At 62.7% G+C, this 16732-nt stretch carries 14 protein-coding genes and 1 pseudogene; 11 read left to right on the top strand and 4 right to left on the bottom strand.

Going from position 1 to position 16732, the window contains the following annotated elements; translation table 11 throughout:
• Positions 1-45: 45 nt before the first annotated feature.
• The 4 genes and pseudogenes from M1D99_RS16115 to M1D99_RS16130 all read left to right on the top strand — a co-directional run bounded on the left by M1D99_RS16115 (position 46) and on the right by M1D99_RS16130 (position 4937).
• Entirely contained in the window at positions 46-567 is a 522-nt protein-coding gene (locus M1D99_RS16115) for an SgcJ/EcaC family oxidoreductase (RefSeq protein ID WP_186706812.1), read from the top strand.
• 215 nt (positions 568-782) lie between these two features.
• Positions 783-1292, top strand: coding sequence for a sigma-70 family RNA polymerase sigma factor (locus M1D99_RS16120; RefSeq protein WP_434570191.1), 510 nt, complete (start codon positions 783-785; stop codon positions 1290-1292).
• Complete coding sequence (locus M1D99_RS16125) at positions 1292-2263, top strand: FecR domain-containing protein (RefSeq protein WP_458130433.1); 972 nt, start codon at positions 1292-1294, stop codon at positions 2261-2263. Before M1D99_RS16120 ends, M1D99_RS16125 begins: the two co-directional genes overlap by 1 nt.
• Positions 2264-2514: 251 nt before the next feature.
• A pseudogene (locus M1D99_RS16130) lies at positions 2515-4937 on the top strand (TonB-dependent siderophore receptor).
• 36 nt (positions 4938-4973) lie between these two features.
• Here M1D99_RS16130 and M1D99_RS16135 read toward each other — a convergent pair.
• The 3 genes from M1D99_RS16135 to M1D99_RS16145 all read right to left on the bottom strand — a co-directional run bounded on the left by M1D99_RS16135 (position 4974) and on the right by M1D99_RS16145 (position 6784).
• Positions 4974-5375: a hypothetical protein gene (locus M1D99_RS16135; protein WP_434570196.1), complete on the bottom strand. Its 402-nt coding sequence runs from the start codon at positions 5373-5375 to the stop codon at positions 4974-4976.
• Between the two features lie 322 nt (positions 5376-5697).
• On the bottom strand, positions 5698-6177 hold the full coding sequence (locus M1D99_RS16140; RefSeq protein WP_434570198.1) for a nuclear transport factor 2 family protein: 480 nt from the start codon (positions 6175-6177) through the stop codon (positions 5698-5700).
• A gap of 43 nt (positions 6178-6220) precedes the next feature.
• Complete coding sequence (locus M1D99_RS16145) at positions 6221-6784, bottom strand: TetR/AcrR family transcriptional regulator (RefSeq protein WP_434570200.1); 564 nt, start codon at positions 6782-6784, stop codon at positions 6221-6223.
• Between the two features lie 121 nt (positions 6785-6905).
• On the opposite strand from M1D99_RS16145, the gene pssA reads away from it, so the two are divergent.
• The 7 genes from pssA to M1D99_RS16180 all read left to right on the top strand — a co-directional run bounded on the left by pssA (position 6906) and on the right by M1D99_RS16180 (position 15185).
• Positions 6906-8249, top strand: a complete 1344-nt coding sequence (gene pssA, locus M1D99_RS16150) for a CDP-diacylglycerol--serine O-phosphatidyltransferase (protein WP_434570202.1) — start codon at positions 6906-6908, stop codon at positions 8247-8249.
• Positions 8250-8260: 11 nt separating this feature from the next.
• On the top strand, positions 8261-9277 hold the full coding sequence (locus tag M1D99_RS16155) for an AraC family transcriptional regulator (protein ID WP_434570204.1): 1017 nt from the start codon (positions 8261-8263) through the stop codon (positions 9275-9277).
• Between the two features lie 337 nt (positions 9278-9614).
• A complete protein-coding gene (locus tag M1D99_RS16160) occupies positions 9615-11279 on the top strand; it encodes an AMP-binding protein (protein WP_434570206.1) in 1665 nt (554 codons plus the stop codon).
• Positions 11280-11295: 16 nt separating this feature from the next.
• Positions 11296-12057 carry an SDR family NAD(P)-dependent oxidoreductase gene (locus M1D99_RS16165; protein WP_186705581.1) on the top strand — a complete coding sequence of 254 codons (762 nt, stop codon included), beginning with the start codon at positions 11296-11298 and terminating at the stop codon, positions 12055-12057.
• A gap of 13 nt (positions 12058-12070) precedes the next feature.
• Entirely contained in the window at positions 12071-13261 is a 1191-nt protein-coding gene (locus M1D99_RS16170; protein WP_434570208.1) for an acetyl-CoA C-acyltransferase, read from the top strand.
• A 9-nt stretch (positions 13262-13270) separates the two neighbouring features.
• Positions 13271-14398 carry an acyl-CoA dehydrogenase gene (locus M1D99_RS16175; RefSeq protein WP_434570209.1) on the top strand — a complete coding sequence of 376 codons (1128 nt, stop codon included), beginning with the start codon at positions 13271-13273 and terminating at the stop codon, positions 14396-14398.
• A gap of 13 nt (positions 14399-14411) precedes the next feature.
• Entirely contained in the window at positions 14412-15185 is a 774-nt protein-coding gene (locus tag M1D99_RS16180) for an enoyl-CoA hydratase (RefSeq protein ID WP_024617255.1), read from the top strand.
• A 393-nt stretch (positions 15186-15578) separates the two neighbouring features.
• On the opposite strand, the gene M1D99_RS16185 is transcribed toward M1D99_RS16180, so the two are convergent.
• Complete coding sequence (locus M1D99_RS16185; RefSeq protein ID WP_411384632.1) at positions 15579-16730, bottom strand: acyl-CoA dehydrogenase family protein; 1152 nt, start codon at positions 16728-16730, stop codon at positions 15579-15581.
• Between the last annotated feature and the right edge of the window lie 2 nt (positions 16731-16732).

Raw genomic sequence — 16732 nt, forward strand, 5'->3', positions numbered from 1 at the left:
GAAGGCCGGCAAAGTGGGCTCATTGAAACCCAAAGGAGCCTTCTGATGAAAATGAAAACCTGTGCCATCGCTGCTTTTTTCCTGCTGACCGCGCCGCTTGTCCAGGCTGTCGAGGCCACACCCTACGTGTATCGCACCGTGGCCGAACAGCCCAAGAACGTGAATGATCGGGAAATCGCCGCACTGTTCGACCGCTGGAACGCCGCGCTGCAAACCGGTAGCGCCACCGCCGTGACCGGTCTCTACGCCCCGGATGCGATTTTGCAACCGACCGTTTCCAACAAGGTGCGCAATACGCCGGCGCTGATCCAGGATTACTTCGAGCACTTCCTGGCGGGCAAGCCGGTGGGGCAAATCAACTACCGCGAGATCCGCCACCTGGGGCCTGACGCGGCGATGGACAGTGGTGTCTATACCTTCACCCTGACCCAGGCCGATGGTTCCAAGCGCGAAGTCCAGGCGCGCTACACCTTCCTTTACGAGCGCCTCGATGGCCAGTGGAAGATCATCAACCACCACTCTTCGGCCATGCCGGAAGTGCCGAAGACGTTGCATGCCAGTCACTGATGACACTGGCTCGCAAAAGACCTGCCTGCTCCCACAAAAACTCCCACAGGGCAGGGTGTTCCTGAATTCCCCTGTGGCAGGGAGCTTGCTCCCGCTGGGCTGCGTAGCCGCCCCAACAATCCCCTTTTAGACACACTTTGCATAAACAACTTGGATTCATGCGCGAACATTAATTAGAATCAGTCTCATTTAAGACCTTGCGCAGGCTTCTGGACATGTGTGATGCAGTTACGCCGACGGAGCAATCCTTCCATGCGTTGTACCGTGACCACGGGAGTTGGCTGGAAGGCTGGTTGCGACGGCGCATGGGCAATGCCTGGGATGCGGCGGACCTGCGCCAGGATACCTTCCTGCGGGTGCTTTCCAGCGCCCAGCCTTTGGCTGACTTGCAAGAACCCCGGGCTTACCTGCTGACTGTCGGCAAGCGCCTGCTGAGCAACTTCTACACCCGACGCAATCTGGAGCAGGCGTACCTCGACGCGTTGGCGAACCTGCCTGAAGCCTGCGCGCCGTCGCCGGAACAGCGTTGGCTGCTGCTGGAAACCCTGCAAGCCCTGGACGAATTGCTCGATGGCCTGCCGCCCTTGGTGCGGCGGGCTTTTTTATGGAGTCAGCTCGAAGGCCTGGGTTATCGCGAGATCGCCGAGCGCTTGCAAGTCTCCGAGCGCACCGTGAAGCGCTACATGGCCCAGGCCTACGAGCATTGCCTGTTGGTGGACTTCTGATGTCGTCGACGCCATCACCCGAGGCCCGTGAAGCGGCACGGGCGGCTGCCCGCTGGTTGACCCTGATGGAATTCGACGGGGATACGTTCGACTCGGCGGCCCTGCAACGCTGGCGCGACAGCAGCGCTCACCACGAGGCGGCGTGGCAGAAGGCCCAGCGATTGCGCCAGCGCTTTGCCGGGGTGCCAGCCTCTCTGGGCATGGCGACCCTGGACCGTCCGGCGCTGGCCCGGCGCGCGGTGCTCAAGCGTGCATTGGGCGTCGCTGCATTGGTCCCGGCTGCCTGGCTGTTGGGGCGAGAGCTGCCGTTGGAGGTCTGGCGCGCCGACTTGCACACCGCCACGGGGGAGCAACGGCGCTGGACGCTGGTCGATGGCAGTGCGCTGCAACTGAACACCGACAGCGCCGTCGACCTGGATCTCAACGCTCGGCGCCTGGTGTTGGTGCGCGGTGAAATGGCCCTCAAGCTCGCCGGGAGCATGCCGCTGTCCGTTCAGTCCCCCTATGGGCTCATCACCCTCAATCGTGGCGAAGTCTGCCTGCACTTGGGTGAGGGCGACTGCCGGGTGTCGGTGCTCAGCGGCTCGGCGCAACTGCAACCCTTGCGCGGGCCTTCGCTGAACTTGGAAGAGGGCCAGCAGGTCAACTTCCAGGCATCAGGCGCGGGGCCGGTGCGGGCGTTCGATGTGGCCCAGCTGGGTTGGCGTGACGGGGTACTGGTTGCGCAGGACCAGCCGCTAGGGCATTTCCTGCGGGAGCTGGACCGTTATCGTGCTGGCGTTTTGCGCTGGGACGAAACCCTGGAACCGCTGCGAATCACTGGCAGCTTCCGCCTGGACAACACTGATCGAATCCTCACGCTGCTTGCCGCCAGCCTGCCGTTGGACGTGCACATGCGTACTCGTTACTGGGTGACGTTGACGCCGCGCAAAAAAACTGGCCTGAGGCCGGTACGCAATAAAGACGAGTAGTCATACCCTTGTGGCGAGGGAGCTTGCTCCCGCTGGGTTGCGCAGCAACCCCAAACCAGCCCCCGTGGTGTGTCAGGTTGATGTTATTCGCTTCATTTTGGGGGCGCTTCGCACCCCAGCGGGAGCAAGCTCCCTCGCCACAGATGGGGGTGGCTTTGCACGTTTCGCCAGGAATCGAGCCTGAGGCCTGTCCCCTTTTTTTGTCTCGCTTGTCATTCAAGGCAACTGAACAAAAACGAGAGCGCTTTCCAATGTCCGCAGTTGTACCGTTGCGTTTGCGCCCGGCCTTTGCCGGCTGGCGTCCGCTGTTGAACCTGAGCCTCATGCTGAGCCTGGGTGCCAGCCCTTTTTTCATCTCATCGAGCCAGGCCGAAGAAGCCGTCCGGCGCAGTTACCAGGTGCCTGCTGGCAGCCTTAGCGCGGCGTTGACCCGGTTTGCCGGGCTGGTCGGGGTCAACCTCTCGGTGGACCCAGCCTTGGTGAGCGGGCGCAACAGCGCCGGGCTCTCGGGGGAGTTTGGTGTGGAAGAGGGGTTTGCCCGGCTGTTGCGAGGCTCGGGCCTGCAATTGCAGCCGGTGGGGGAGCAGGCGTACATCCTGATGCCAGCGCCGGAAGGCGGCAGCCTGCAACTGGCACCCACCTCGATTTTCGGCGCCGCGGCGTCGACGGACAGTCCGGTGTATGCCGGCGGCCAGGTGGCACGGCGCGGTTCCCAAGGCTTGCTGGGCTCGCGGGATTTCATGGAAACGCCGTTCAGCATGACCACCTACACCAGCACTACGGTCAAGAACCAGCAGGCGCGGACCCTGGGCGACCTGATCGCCAGCGATCCTTCGGTCCGCGCCACCAACCCGGCGGGCGGACGCTACGAGCAGTTCACCATTCGTGGGTTCAGCCTGTTCAACAGCGATGTCGCCTACAACGGCCTCTACGGCATCCTGCCGACCTACACCATCGATATGGAGATGGCCGAACGCGTCGATATCCTCAAGGGGCCGAGCCAGCTCATCAACGGTGTCTCGCCGCGGGGCAGCGTGGGGGGCGGGATCAACGTGGTGCCCAAGCGCGCCACCGACAAGCCCATCACCTCATTTACCGGTAGCTACGCCTCCAATAACCAGCTGGGCGGGGCGGTGGATGTCGGTCGGCGTTTGGTGAGGAGGACAAGTTCGGTATCCGCTTCAACGGCGTGAAGCAGGCGGGCGACACCGAATGGGATCACCAGAGCGTGGACCGCGAGATGGCGGTGCTGGGCCTGGATTTTCGCGGGGAACGCCTGCGACTGTCGACCGACATTGGCCACACCGAGCGTAACACCGACGCGCCCCAGGAACGTGTGCAGGTTGCCGACGTCGCGCCAGTGCCGCATGCCAGCGATGTAGATCGTAACTACGCGCAGCCTTGGAGCAAGGCGCGTACCAAAGATACCTTCGGCGCGGTGAATGCCGAATTCGATGTCAACGACACCGTCATGCTGTACGGCGGCGTGGGGGCGCGCAAAAGCAATCATGAGTTCCTTCGGCATGCCGTTTCGGTCCTCAATGAGGCTGGAGATTTTCGCGTCCAACCCCGAGATTTCACCCGCGACGAGAATGTCCGCACGGCCAATGCTGGGGCGCGAAACTGGTTTCATACGGGTCCGGTAAGCCATGAGGTCAACCTGGTCGCCAGCTATTTCTACATGGACTTCACCAATGGCGGCGCTCGCTATGGTCAGTCCAACAGCAATCTGTATGATCCAGTGGAAACACCGACTCCGAGTGTAATCACCCGGCCTGATCCCAAGGTCTATACCGAGAACCACTTCAGTGGAGTGGCGTTGTCGGACACATTGGGCTTCTTCGATGACCGACTGCTGCTGACCCTTGGTGCCCGCTGGCAGCGAGTCGAAGTTGACGACTGGTCGAACGGCGTCAAAGGCCGTACTGCCTACGACGAAGAAAAGGTTTCCCCGTCGGGCGGCATCCTGTTCAAGGCGACAGACAAGCTGTCGCTGTATGCCAACTACATGGAAGGTCTGAGCCAGGGCAAGGTCGCGCCGTCCACCTCGGTGAATGAGGATGAGATTTTCCCACCGTTCATCAGCCGTCAGGTCGAGGTGGGCGCCAAGTACGACGCCGGCCCGTTCGCCGTCACCGCCGCGGTGTTCCGGATCAAGCAACCGGCCTACGCGACTGACGCCACGACTCGCGTCTTCGGCCCCAACGGCAAGCGCGAAAACACCGGCGTCGAATTGAGCGTGTTCGGCGAACCGCTGAAGGGCACCCGCTTGCTCGGCGGTGTGATGTTCATCGACAGCGAACTGACCGACACCACCAATGGCGCATTCGATGGCAACCGTGCACCGGCCACGCCCAAGTACAACGTCAACCTCGGTGCCGAATGGGACGTGCCGACTGTCCAGGGCCTGACATTGACCAGCCGAGGCATCTACTCCAGCGCGCAGTACCTGGACCAGTCCAACACCAAGGAAATCGATGCCTGGACGCGTTTCGACGTGGGCGCTCGCTACGGCTTCAAGATCGACGAGAAGAACATCACCCTGCGGGCCAACATCGAAAACGTGGCCGACAAGCGCTATTGGAGCTCGGCCGGTGCGTCGGATGACAGTGAGCCTGGGCTGACGCTGTCGACCCCGCGCACCTACCTGCTGTCCGCGACGGTGGATTTCTAAGTCGACGTGCCGCTCCAGGGAGGGAGCTGCCCAGGTTCAGGTATCGCGAAACAGGTCGTGGGCATCCAGCAGTCGCCAGGCGATCTCGGGGCGTTTTTCCAGGCCGCGGCGGATGGCGGCAGGGATCGACTGGCGGATCTTGCGACACAGGCCGGGCTGGTCCTGGAATTCGATGGCGATGCCGCGCATGGTCCGCACTTCGTTGTAGCCGGGCTCGACGCTCAAGCGGATACCCAGGTTCTCGTACAAGCGATGTTGCAGGCGCTGGAGTTCATCGAGGCTCTGGATGTTCTCCAAGCGTTCGAGCAGGCGTTTTTCTTCCTGGCGGTTCAGGCACAGGATGCGCAGGTCGCTGCCGGGCGCTTGCAGCAACGCATCACGCCCGCAATCGCAGACGCCGGGCGGGCAGGGGGGACGGATCGGAATCGACGCGGTCATGGGCTCCACAAAAAATGCTGCACAACGAAACAGCAGGCTTATCGCCGACCCAGGCAATGTGATGCCTGGCGGCATGTGGGTCAAGCCTGTTGGAGCGGCCGCTGGTCTGGCGCTGCTGTGCACTCCACAGCGCTATTGTGGGAGCGGGCTTGCTCGCGAAAGCTGTGTATCAGTTTGCAGTGATGTTGGATGTGCCGGCCTCTTCGCGAGCAAGCCCGCTCCCACAGGGGATCCAAGTCGGACACAACAGGTGTGTTCGCAAAAATCCAAATTGTGGGAGCTTGCTCGCGATGGGTGGTTCAGTTGGCGACATGCCAGGGAACTACAACCCCAACTCAGACAACCCCGGATGATCATCCGGCCGGCGACCCAGGGGCCAATGGAACTTGCGCTCGCTTTCCTTGATCGGCATGTCGTTGATGCAGGCGTAGCGGTTGGACATCAGGCCTTGCTCGTCGAACTCCCAGTTTTCGTTGCCGTAGGAACGGAACCAGTTGCCCGAGTCGTCGTGCCATTCATAGGCGTAGCGCACGGCGATGCGGTTATCGGTGAAGGCCCAGAGCTCCTTGATCAGCCGATAATCCAACTCCTTGGCCCACTTGCGGGTCAGGAATGCCTTGGCTTCTTCGCGGTTATGGGCGAATTCGGCGCGGTTGCGCCATTGGGTATCCAGTGTGTAGGCCAGGGATACTTTTTGTGGGTCGCGAGCGTTCCAGCCATCTTCGGCCAGGCGAACTTTCTCGATCGCCGATTCACGGGTGAACGGCGGCAACGGCGGACGAACTTCAGAAGAGGCAGACATGGCGGATCTCCAGTGAGGTGATGAATTGCACAGGGCTTACGGGTCAGGCGTGTAACAACTTCTTCAACATGTCCTGGGCGTGGTCAGCCGCGCTGTGGTCGCCCATGACCAGCGCCACGGTAATCGCGCCATCGATCAGGATCAGCAGTTGGCGGGCCAGGGCATCCGGGCTCTCGACACCTTGTTCGACACACAGCCGGGTCACGTAGTCGAGCAACTTCTGTTTGTGCAACTTCGCCACCTGGCGGACCGGATCTTGCGGATCACCGGTTTCGCCGCTGGTATTGATGAAGGCACAGCCACGAAACCCCTCACTGTCAAACCAGCCCTTGAGCACGGTGAACAGGTTGAGCAGCCGTGCGGTGGGGGTGGGCGCCTTGTCCACCTCGGTGATGAACCATTGCATCCAGCGCTCGTCCCGTCGCTTGAGGGCGGCCACGGTCAGGTCGTCCTTGTTGGCGAAGTAGCGATAGACACTTTTCCTGGAGACGCCGGCGGTTTTCACCAGAAGGTCCATGCCGGTGGCAGCGATGCCACTTCTATAGATCAACTTTTCGGCGACATCGAGGATGATGTCTCGTGTTTCATTACCAGTGATATCGTTCATGAATTGAAAGTAGAATGATCGTTCTCCTTGGTCAAGTCTTTTTTTCTTGACGACAGGAAGACCCGAACCCATCCATGGTGTAAGCTCATCCGTTCTTCGGAATCGACCTTTTGCGAGCCCTATGCCGTCGCTCTTCAAACGCTCCCTGCTGCCCAAGCTGCGCAGCTTTGCACTGACCGCCGACGCGGTGACCATCCTCGATGGCGCTGCTCAATTCCGCCGTTGCCTGCTGGAGAAAATCGCCCAGGCCACCCAGCGCATCTACATCGTCGCCCTGTACCTGCAACAGGACGAGGCTGGCCAGGAAATCCTCGATGCCCTGCATGCCGCCAAAGCGGCGCGTCCGGAACTGGACGTGGTCGTGGTGGTGGACTGGCTGCGGGCCCAGCGCGGGCTGATCGGCGCCAAGAAGCAGCCGGGCAACTCGGCGTGGTACCAGGAGCAGACCCGCACCCATGCCAGCGAAGTGCCGATCTACGGCGTGCCGGTGCAGACCCGCGAGTTGTTCGGCGTGCTGCATCTGAAAGGTTTCGTGATCGATGACTGCGTGCTGTACAGCGGCGCCAGCCTGAACAACGTGTACCTGCACAAGTTCGACAAATACCGCTACGACCGCTATCACCTGTTGCAGAACACGGCATTGGCCGATTCGATGCACCACCTGGTGCAGCATGGCCTGGTCACTTCCCGGGCCGTGCATCGCCTGGACCTGCCGAACCTGCCCAGCACCCGCAGCTTGCGCAAGGACATCGGTGACCTGCGCAGTCGCTTGAAGTACGCGACCTATGACACCAGCGCCGGCAGCCTCGACAAAAGCGGCCTGTCAGTGAGCCCATTGCTGGGCGTGGGCAAGAACAATACCCTGAGCCGGGTGATCGGTGAGCTGATCGCCAGCAGCCGCCAGCAACTGACGATCTGCACCCCGTATTTCAACCTGCCCCTGGCCGTGACCCGGGAGCTCAACCGCGCCCTGGCCCGCGGGGTCAAGATCGACATCATCGTCGGTGACAAGACCGCCAACGACTTCTACATCCCGCCAAGCGAGCCGTTCAAGATCATCGCGGCGCTGCCCTACCTCTACGAAATCAGCCTGCGCCGCTTCGCCAAGCGGCATCAGCGGGCGATCGACAGCGGTCAATTGAACCTGCACTTGTGGCGCGACGGGGACAACACCTATCACCTCAAGGGCATGTGGGTCGACGAGCGCTACACCTTGCTGACCGGCAACAACCTCAACCCCCGGGCCTTTCGCCTGGACCTGGAAAACGCGCTGTTGCTGGACGACCCCAAGGGCGAGCTGCTTGCGCCGCGCCAGGCCGAACTCGAGCAGATATACCGCCACACCCAGCGGATAGAGCGTTACCTGGACCTGGAAACCCTGCCGGACTACCCCGAGGCCGTGGCCAGGTTCCTGAAAAGGGTCAGCCGGGTGCGGATCGAACGGCTGCTCTACCGGATCCTGTGAACATCCGCGCCATGTCGGAAAAAGACACCATTTCCATCCAGCTGGTACGGGAGGCGCTGCTGCAAAGCTGCGCCCCCGGAGCCGCTACCGATGAGGTCCTGAGCAAGGTCGGCATAGCCCCGGCGCTGCTCGACGATCCCCAGGCGCGGGTCCCGGCCCATGCCTATGCGCGGCTCTGGCGTTTACTGGCCCGGCGGTTGGATGACGAGTTTTTCGGCATGGACCCGCGCAAGCTCAAGTCCGGCAGCCTGGCGTTTCTCTGCCAGTGCGCCATGGCCCAGCCCACGCTGGCGACGAGTTTGACGGCGGGGCTGGGGTTTCTGTCGCTGATGCTCGAACACCTGCCGGCTCAATGGGTGCGCCAGCAAAGCCTGGCGGAGATCGTGCTGCTGGAAGATGACCAGGCGCCGCGCCGGGCCTTTACTTATTTCACCTACTGGATGATCGTCCATGGCGTGGCCTGTTGGCTGGCCGGGCGGCGTATTCCCATTCTGTCCGTCGAACTGCGCTGCCCGGCGCCGGATTTCTGCGACGACTACCGCGTGATGTTTTCCCAGAACCTGCGCTTTGACCGGCCACGCACGCGGATGATTTTCGCTGCAGAATGCCTCGACCTGCCTATCCGGCGCAACGCCGATGAGCTCAAGCGCTTCCTGGCCCAGGCCCCGGCCAACATCCTGGTCAAATACCGCAACCCGCAAAGCCTGGCCAGCCGCATCCGCCACGACCTGCGGCAACTGCCCGCCGACCAGTGGCCGGAAACCGAGGCCCTGGCCCATCAGTTGTGCGTGTCCGCCTCGACCCTGCGTCGACGCCTGGCGGAAGAGGGCCAGACCTACCAAGGGCTCAAGGACAGCGTGCGCAAGGACCTGGCGATCACCTGGCTGGCCGAGCCCTCCATCAGCTTCGTCGAAATCGCCTCACGCCTGGGTTTCGCCGATGCCAGTTCCTTCTACAAGGCGTTTCGCAAATGGTCCGGGTCCAACCCGGGGCATTATCGCAGCCTGATTCTCAACGAGACCGACTGACCTATTGCCGGGTCGCGCCGGATCCTGTGGGAGCGGGCTTGCTCGCGAAGAGGCCGGCAAATCCAACATCCTTGTGGCTGACACACCGCTTTCGCGAGCAAGCCCGCTCCCACACGGATATCAGGGTGGTCACAGAATCGAGGCTCCGCCATAAATCATTGTGGGAGCGAGCCTGCTCGCGATAGGGCCATTACAGGCAACACATCCCTCCAACCATGGCCAAACCAGTCAAGCAACTTGATGGCTTTGACCATTGCCGCCACCGCCCTTCGGCGCGAGTATTTACCCGCTCTTCAAGGTTCCCCCACCCAATAAAAAGTACAGAGGGATTCTGGTCATGCGCGATTATTCGTCCGCCACGTCGCAGTTCGATTACCTGCACACCGTCAACGCCGCACTGCACGGCTCGCTCGAGGCGCTCAATGCCTGCGTCGAGTGTTGCGATCGGCATGCGTTGCCGGGGCGCATCGCCTTGTTCTGGGAGGGCCGTGACGGCAGCGAGGCCACCTGGACGTACCGCGACCTGCAGGACAACGCCGCGCGGTTCGCCAATTTCCTGCGTGCCCAAGGCGTCGGCAAGGGTGACAAAGTGGCCGGCCTGCTGCCGCGCACCGCTGAACTGCTGATCGTGGTCCTCGCCACCTGGCGTATCGGCGCGGTGTATCAACCGTTGTTCACTGCGTTCGGCCCCAAGGCCATCGAGCACCGACTCGGCAGCTCGGGCGCGCGCGTGGTCGTCACCGATGCCGTCAACCGTCCCAAGCTCAACGAAGTCGCCGGTTGCCCCACCGTCGTGACGGTCGGCGGCGAAAAGGGCCAGGGCATCGTGCACGGCGACTACAGTTTCTGGGCCGAAGTGGCGAATCATTCCAGCCAATGCGAACCGCTGATGCTCACCGGTGAAGACCCGTTCCTGCTGATGTTCACCTCTGGCACCACGGGGCCTGCCAAAGCGCTGTCGGTGCCGCTCAAGGCCATCGTGGCGTTCCAAAGCTACATGCGTGACGCGGTGGACCTGCGCCCGGAAGACGCCTTCTGGAACGTCGCCGACCCGGGTTGGGCCTACGGCATCTATTTTGGCGTGACCGGACCGCTGGCCATGGGGCATCCGATCACCTTCTACGATGGCCCGTTCACCCTCGAAAGCACCTGCCGGATCATCAACAAATACGGCATCACCAACCTGACCGGCTCGCCCACGGCCTATCGCTTGTTGATCGCCGGCGGCGAGCAGTTCGCCCGCTCGATCAAGGGCAAGCTGCGCATCGTCAGCAGCGCCGGCGAGCCGTTGAACCCCGAGGTGATCCGGTGGTTTGCCGACAACCTCAGCGTGGTGATCCATGACCATTACGGCCAGACCGAACTGGGCATGGTGCTGTGCAATCACCATGGGCTGGAGCATGCCGTTCACCTGGGCGCCGCCGGTTTCGCCTCGCCGGGACATCGCATCGTCGTGCTGGATGAAAACCAGCGCGAACTGGGCGTAGGCCAGCCGGGCATTCTCGCGGTGGACCGCAGCCAGTCGCCCATGTGCTGGTTCGCCGGTTACGAAGGCGGACCGACCAGGGCTTTCGTCGGTGACTACTACCTCAGTGGCGACACCGTGGAGCTGAACCCGGACGGCAGCATCAGCTTCGTCGGCCGCAGCGACGACGTGATCACCACCTCCGGTTACCGGGTCGGTCCGTTCGATGTGGAAAGCGCGCTGATCGAACACCCAGCCGTCGTGGAAGCGGCGGTAATCGGCAAGCCGGACCCGGAGCGTACCGAGTTGGTGAAGGCCTTCGTGGTGCTCGGCGCCCAATACCGCGCCTCACCGGAGCTGGCCGAGGAGTTGCGCCTGCACGTGCGCCAGCGCTTGGCGGCCCATGCCTATCCCCGTGAAATCGAATTTGTCAGCGACTTGCCGAAAACCCCAAGCGGTAAGTTGCAGCGCTTTATCTTGCGCAACCAGGAAATCGCCAAGGTTCAAGAGACTTTGGCGCAGAACGTTTCAGCTTGAATCCAAGGAAACCATGATGCAGATCGACAACAAGATTTTCCTCGTCAGCGGCGGTGCTTCCGGCCTAGGCGCGGCCACCGGTGAAATGCTGGTCAAGGCCGGCGCCCAGGTGATGCTGGTGGACCTCAACGCCGACGCCGTAGCCGCCCAGGCGCAAAAACTGGGTTGCCAGAGCGTGGTGGCCGATATCAGCAACGAGGCGGCGGCTGAAGCGGCGGTCAAGGCCACGGTCGATGCGTTCGGTGGTCTGAATGGCTTGGTGAATTGCGCCGGTATCGTGCGCGGCGAGAAGATCCTCGGCAAGAACGGCCCCCACGCACTGGCCAGCTTCAGCCAGGTGATCAATGTCAACCTGATCGGCAGCTTCAACCTGCTGCGCCTGGCCGCCGCGGCCATTGCCGAAACCGAGGCCAACGCGGACGGCGAGCGCGGGGTGATCATCAACACCGCTTCCGTGGCGGCCTTCGACGGGCAGATCGGCCAGGCGGCTTACGCGGCCTCCAAAGGCGCCATCGCCAGCCTGACACTGCCGGCCGCTCGTGAGTTGGCGCGCTTCGGTATTCGGGTAATGACCATTGCGCCGGGAATTTTCGAAACCCCGATGATGGCCGGCATGACCCCGGAAGTGCGCGACTCCCTGGCCGCCGGCGTGCCGTTCCCACCGCGCCTGGGCAAACCTTCCGAGTACGCGGCGCTGGTCAGGCATATCATTGAAAACAGCATGCTCAACGGCGAGGTGATCCGTCTCGACGGCGCCTTGCGTATGGCAGCCAAATAAGTCAGGAGGATTCATGATGTCCAACGATCCTATTGTTATTGTCAGCGCCGTCCGCACCCCCATGGGCGGTTTCCAGGGCGAACTGAAAAGCCTCACCGCGCCACAACTGGGTGCCGCCGCCATCAAGGCCGCCGTGGAGCGTGCCGGTGTCGCGCCGGAGGCGGTTGAAGAGGTGCTGTTCGGTTGCGTGCTCGCCGCCGGCCAAGGCCAAGCCCCGGCGCGTCAAGCCGCGCTGGGCGCCGGGCTCGACAAGTCGACCCGCTGCACCACGCTCAACAAGATGTGCGGTTCGGGCATGGAAGCGGCAATCCTGGCCCATGACATGCTCATCGCCGGCAGTGCCGAGGTGGTGGTGGCCGGCGGCATGGAGAGCATGTCCAACGCGCCGTACCTGCTGGACCGTGCCCGCAGCGGTTACCGCATGGGCCATGGCCGGGTGCTTGACCACATGTTCCTCGACGGCCTGGAAGACGCCTACGACAAAGGTCGGCTGATGGGCACCTTCGCCGAAGATTGCGCCGAGGCCAACGGTTTCAGCCGCGAGGCCCAGGACGCCTTCGCCATTGCCTCCACCACCCGCGCCCAGCAGGCGATCAAGGACGGCAGTTTCGACGCCGAGATCGTGCCGTTGCAGGTCATGGTCGGCAAGGAACAAGTGACCATTCGCCACGACGAGCAGCCACCGAAAGCGCGGATCGACAAGATCGCCTCGCTCAAGCCGGCGTTCCGCGACGGCGGCACGGTGACTGCAGCCAACGCCAGTTCCATTTCCGATGGCGCCGCCGCCCTGGTGCTGATGCGCCAAAGCCAGGCAGCCGAGCGTGGCCTCAAGCCGTTGGCGGTGATCCACGGTCACGCGGCGTTCGCCGATACCCCGAGCCTGTTTCCCACTGCGCCGATTGGCGCCGTGAAGAAATTGATGCAAAAGACCGGATGGTCGCTGGATCAAGTCGATCTGTTTGAGGTCAACGAAGCCTTCGCCGTGGTGGGGCTGGTGATCATGGACAAGCTGGAAATCGCCCATGACAAGGTCAACGTCCACGGCGGTGCCTGTGCGTTGGGCCACCCGATTGGCGCGTCTGGCGCACGGATCCTGGTGACGCTGCTGTCGGCCCTGCGCCAGAAAGGCTTGAAGCGCGGCGTCGCGGCGATCTGCATCGGCGGCGGCGAAGCCACGGCCATGGCCGTCGAATGCTTGTATTAAGGAATCACCATGCTCCCGACTGAAGAACAGACCCAAATCCGTGACATGGCCCGGCAGTTCGCCGAGGAGCGGCTGAAACCGTTCGCTGCCGAATGGGACCGTGAACACCGTTTCCCCCGGGAAGCCATCGGCGAAATGGCCGAACTGGGCTTTTTCGGCATGCTGGTGCCGGAGCAGTGGGGCGGTTGTGACACCGGTTACCTGGCCTATGCCATGACCCTGGAGGAAATCGCCGCTGGCGATGGCGCATGCTCGACCATCATGAGCGTGCACAATTCGGTGGGCTGCGTGCCGATCCTCAAGTTCGGCACCGATGAGCAGAAGACGAAATTCCTCACGCCCCTGGCCAGCGGCGCGATGCTGGGCGCGTTCGCCCTGACCGAGCCCCAGGCCGGGTCGGACGCCAGCAGCCTGAAGACACGGGCGCGGCTGGAGGGTGATCATTACGTGCTCAACGGTTGCAAGCAGTTCATCACCTCCGGGCAGAACGCCGGGGTGGTGATCGTGTTCGCGGTGACCGATCCGAGCGCCGGCAAGCGGGGCATCAGTGCCTTCATCGTGCCGACCGATTCGCCGGGCTACAGCGTGGCGCGGGTGGAAGATAAACTCGGCCAGCACGCGTCCGACACCTGCCAGATTCTGTTCGAGGATGTGAAGGTGCCGGTGGGTAATCGCCTGGGTGAGGAGGGCGAGGGCTACAAGATCGCCCTGGCCAACCTGGAAGGCGGCCGGGTGGGCATCGCGGCGCAAGCGGTGGGCATGGCCCGGGCCGCGTTCGAAGCGGCGCGGGACTATGCGCGGGAACGCTCCAGTTTCGGCAAGCCGATCATCGAGCATCAGGCCGTGGCGTTCCGCCTGGCGGACATGGCGACCCAGATCGCCGTGGCCCGGCAAATGGTGCATTACGCCGCCGCCCTGCGGGACAACGGCCAGCCAGCATTGATGGAAGCGTCCATGGCCAAGCTGTTCGCCTCGGAAATGGCCGAGAAGGTCTGCTCCATGGCGTTGCAGACGCTGGGCGGTTACGGTTACCTCAATGATTTCCCGCTGGAGCGCATCTACCGCGACGTGCGGGTCTGCCAGATCTATGAAGGCACCAGCGACATTCAGCGCATGGTCATTTCGCGCAATCTTTGAACAGGAGTCCTGCATGAGCTACGAAACGATTTTATTGGAGATCAAGGACCGCGTCGGCCTGATCACCCTCAACCGTCCTCAGGCCTTGAACGCCTTGAATGCGCAGATCGTCAGCGAGCTGAACCAGGCGCTGGACAGCCTGGAGGCGGACCCGAAGATTGGCTGCATCGTGCTGACCGGTTCGAAAAAGGCCTTCGCCGCCGGGGCCGACATCAAGGAAATGGCTGAGCTGACCTACCCACAAATCTACCTGGACGACCTGTTCAGCGACAGCGACCGCGTGGCCAACCGCCGCAAGCCGATCATCGCCGCGGTGAACGGTTTTGCCTTGGGCGGTGGCTGCGAGCTGGCGTTGATGTGTGATTTCATTCTGGCCGGGGACAATGCCAAGTTCGGCCAGCCGGAAATCAACCTCGGCGTACTGCCGGGCATGGGCGGCACCCAGCGCCTGACCCGTGCGGTGGGCAAGGCCAAGGCCATGGAAATGTGCCTGACCGGACGTTTCATCGACGCGGTGGAAGCCGAGCGTTGCGGCATCGTCGCGCGGATCGTACCGGCCGATGAACTGCTGGACGATGCGCTGAAAACCGCAGCGTTGATCGCCTCCAAGTCGGTGCCCATTAGCATGATGGTCAAGGAAAGCGTCAACCGCGCCTTTGAAGTCAGCCTGTCTGAAGGCGTGCGTTTCGAACGCCGGGTATTCCATGCGGCGTTTGCGACGCAGGACCAGAAGGAAGGCATGGCGGCGTTCGTGGCCAAGCGTGCGGCGGAGTTTCAGGACAAGTAATGCGGCGTTGCTGTTGACGCTTTCGCGAGCAGGCTCGCTCCCACAGTGGATCGGTGGTGTACGCAGCATTGGTGCACGCCGTCAACCCCTGTGGGAGCTGGGCTTGCCCGCGATAGCGGCGGTACATTCGGCATTGTTGTGACAGATGCACCGCTTTCGCGAGCAAGCTCGCTCCCACAGTGGATCGGTGGTGTACGCAGCATTGGTGCACGCCACTAACCCCTGTGGGAGCGAGCCTGCTCGCGAAGACGACGGTACATACAGCACTGTTGTGACAGATGCACCGCTATCGCGAGCAGGCTCGCTCCCACAGTGGCTTTGGGGCGTACGCAGTATTTGCGTACGCCGCTGAACCCTGTGGGAGCGAGCTTGCTCGCGATGCTTTTCCTGCCGCTACACCAGGTAGTGTTTCAGTTCCCGGGCGATGACCATCCGCTGTATCTCGCTCGACCCTTCGTAGATCTGGGTAATCCGCGCGTCGCGGTAGTAGCGTTCTACTGGGTAATCCTCGAGATACCCGTACCCGCCGTGAATCTGTATGGCCGAGGAGCAAACCTTTTCGGCCATTTCCGAGGCGAACAGCTTGGCCTGGGAGGCTTCCGACAGGCACGGCTTGCCGGCGCTGCGCAGCCGGGCGGCGTGGAGAATGAGCAGGCGGGTGGCGTTGATGCGGGTGTGCATGTCGGCCAGCAGGTTGGCGATGCTCTGGTGCTCGATGATCGGCTTGTCGAACTGGACACGATCACGGGCGTAGGCCAGCGCCGCTTCAAACGCTGCGCGGGCGATGCCCAGGGCTTGCGCCGCGATGCCGATGCGGCCGCCTTCCAGGTTGGACAGGGCAATGGCCAAGCCCTTGCCACGCGCGCCCAGCAGATTGGCCTCGGGGATGGTGCAATTGTTCAAGGTAACCGCGCAGGTGTCCGAGGCGCGGATGCCCATCTTGTGTTCGGTGCGATCGACGATGAATCCCGGCGTATCGGTAGGCACCAGGAACGCCGAAATACCTTTTTTGCCCAGTTCCGGATCGGTCACGGCAAACACAATCGCCAGTTTCGCCCGCTTGCCGTTGCTGACGAACTGCTTGGCGCCATTGATCACCCACTGGCCATCGCGCAGTTCGGCCCGGGTGCGCAGGTTATGGGCTTCGGAACCGGCCTGGGGCTCGGTCAGGCAGAAGCAGCCAATGGCCTGGCCACTGGCGAGCTCCGCCAGCCACGTCTGCTTCTGTTCATCGGTGCCGAAATTCAGCACCGGCCCGCAACCCACCGAGTTGTGGATGCTCATCAGCGCCCCGGTGGCACCGTCGCCCGCGGAGATTTCCTCCACCGCCAGGGCATAGGCCACGTAGTCGACATAGGTGCCGCCCCATTCTTCCGGCACCACCATCCCCAACAGGCCCAGTTCGCCCATCTTCGCCACCAGGCCGTCGTCGATCCAGCCGGCTTTTTCCCAGGCCTGGGCATGGGGGGCGATTTCACCACGGGCGAAATCCCGGGCCATGTCGCGGATCATCACTTGTTCTTCGGTCAGTTCGAGGTCGTGCATGG

The organism is Pseudomonas sp. R3-41 (assembly GCF_054161485.1).

Bases quoted from the DNA above. Each gene is read 5' to 3' on its own strand.
- M1D99_RS16120 (WP_434570191.1), top strand. From the start codon at position 783: ATGTGTGATGCAGTTACGCCGACGGAGCAATCCTTCCATGCGTTGTAC.
- M1D99_RS16170 (WP_434570208.1), top strand. From the start codon at position 12,071: ATGATGTCCAACGATCCTATTGTTATTGTCAGCGCCGTCCGCACCCCC.
- M1D99_RS16160 (WP_434570206.1), top strand. From the start codon at position 9,615: ATGCGCGATTATTCGTCCGCCACGTCGCAGTTCGATTACCTGCACACC.
- M1D99_RS16115 (WP_186706812.1), top strand. From the start codon at position 46: ATGAAAATGAAAACCTGTGCCATCGCTGCTTTTTTCCTGCTGACCGCG.
- M1D99_RS16175 (WP_434570209.1), top strand. From the start codon at position 13,271: ATGCTCCCGACTGAAGAACAGACCCAAATCCGTGACATGGCCCGGCAG.
- M1D99_RS16155 (WP_434570204.1), top strand. From the start codon at position 8,261: ATGTCGGAAAAAGACACCATTTCCATCCAGCTGGTACGGGAGGCGCTG.
- M1D99_RS16140 (WP_434570198.1), bottom strand. From the start codon at position 6,177: ATGTCTGCCTCTTCTGAAGTTCGTCCGCCGTTGCCGCCGTTCACCCGT.
- M1D99_RS16180 (WP_024617255.1), top strand. From the start codon at position 14,412: ATGAGCTACGAAACGATTTTATTGGAGATCAAGGACCGCGTCGGCCTG.
- M1D99_RS16125 (WP_458130433.1), top strand. From the start codon at position 1,292: ATGTCGTCGACGCCATCACCCGAGGCCCGTGAAGCGGCACGGGCGGCT.
- M1D99_RS16135 (WP_434570196.1), bottom strand. From the start codon at position 5,375: ATGACCGCGTCGATTCCGATCCGTCCCCCCTGCCCGCCCGGCGTCTGC.
- M1D99_RS16165 (WP_186705581.1), top strand. From the start codon at position 11,296: ATGCAGATCGACAACAAGATTTTCCTCGTCAGCGGCGGTGCTTCCGGC.
- M1D99_RS16185 (WP_411384632.1), bottom strand. From the start codon at position 16,730: ATGCACGACCTCGAACTGACCGAAGAACAAGTGATGATCCGCGACATG.
- pssA (WP_434570202.1), top strand. From the start codon at position 6,906: ATGCCGTCGCTCTTCAAACGCTCCCTGCTGCCCAAGCTGCGCAGCTTT.
- M1D99_RS16145 (WP_434570200.1), bottom strand. From the start codon at position 6,784: ATGAACGATATCACTGGTAATGAAACACGAGACATCATCCTCGATGTC.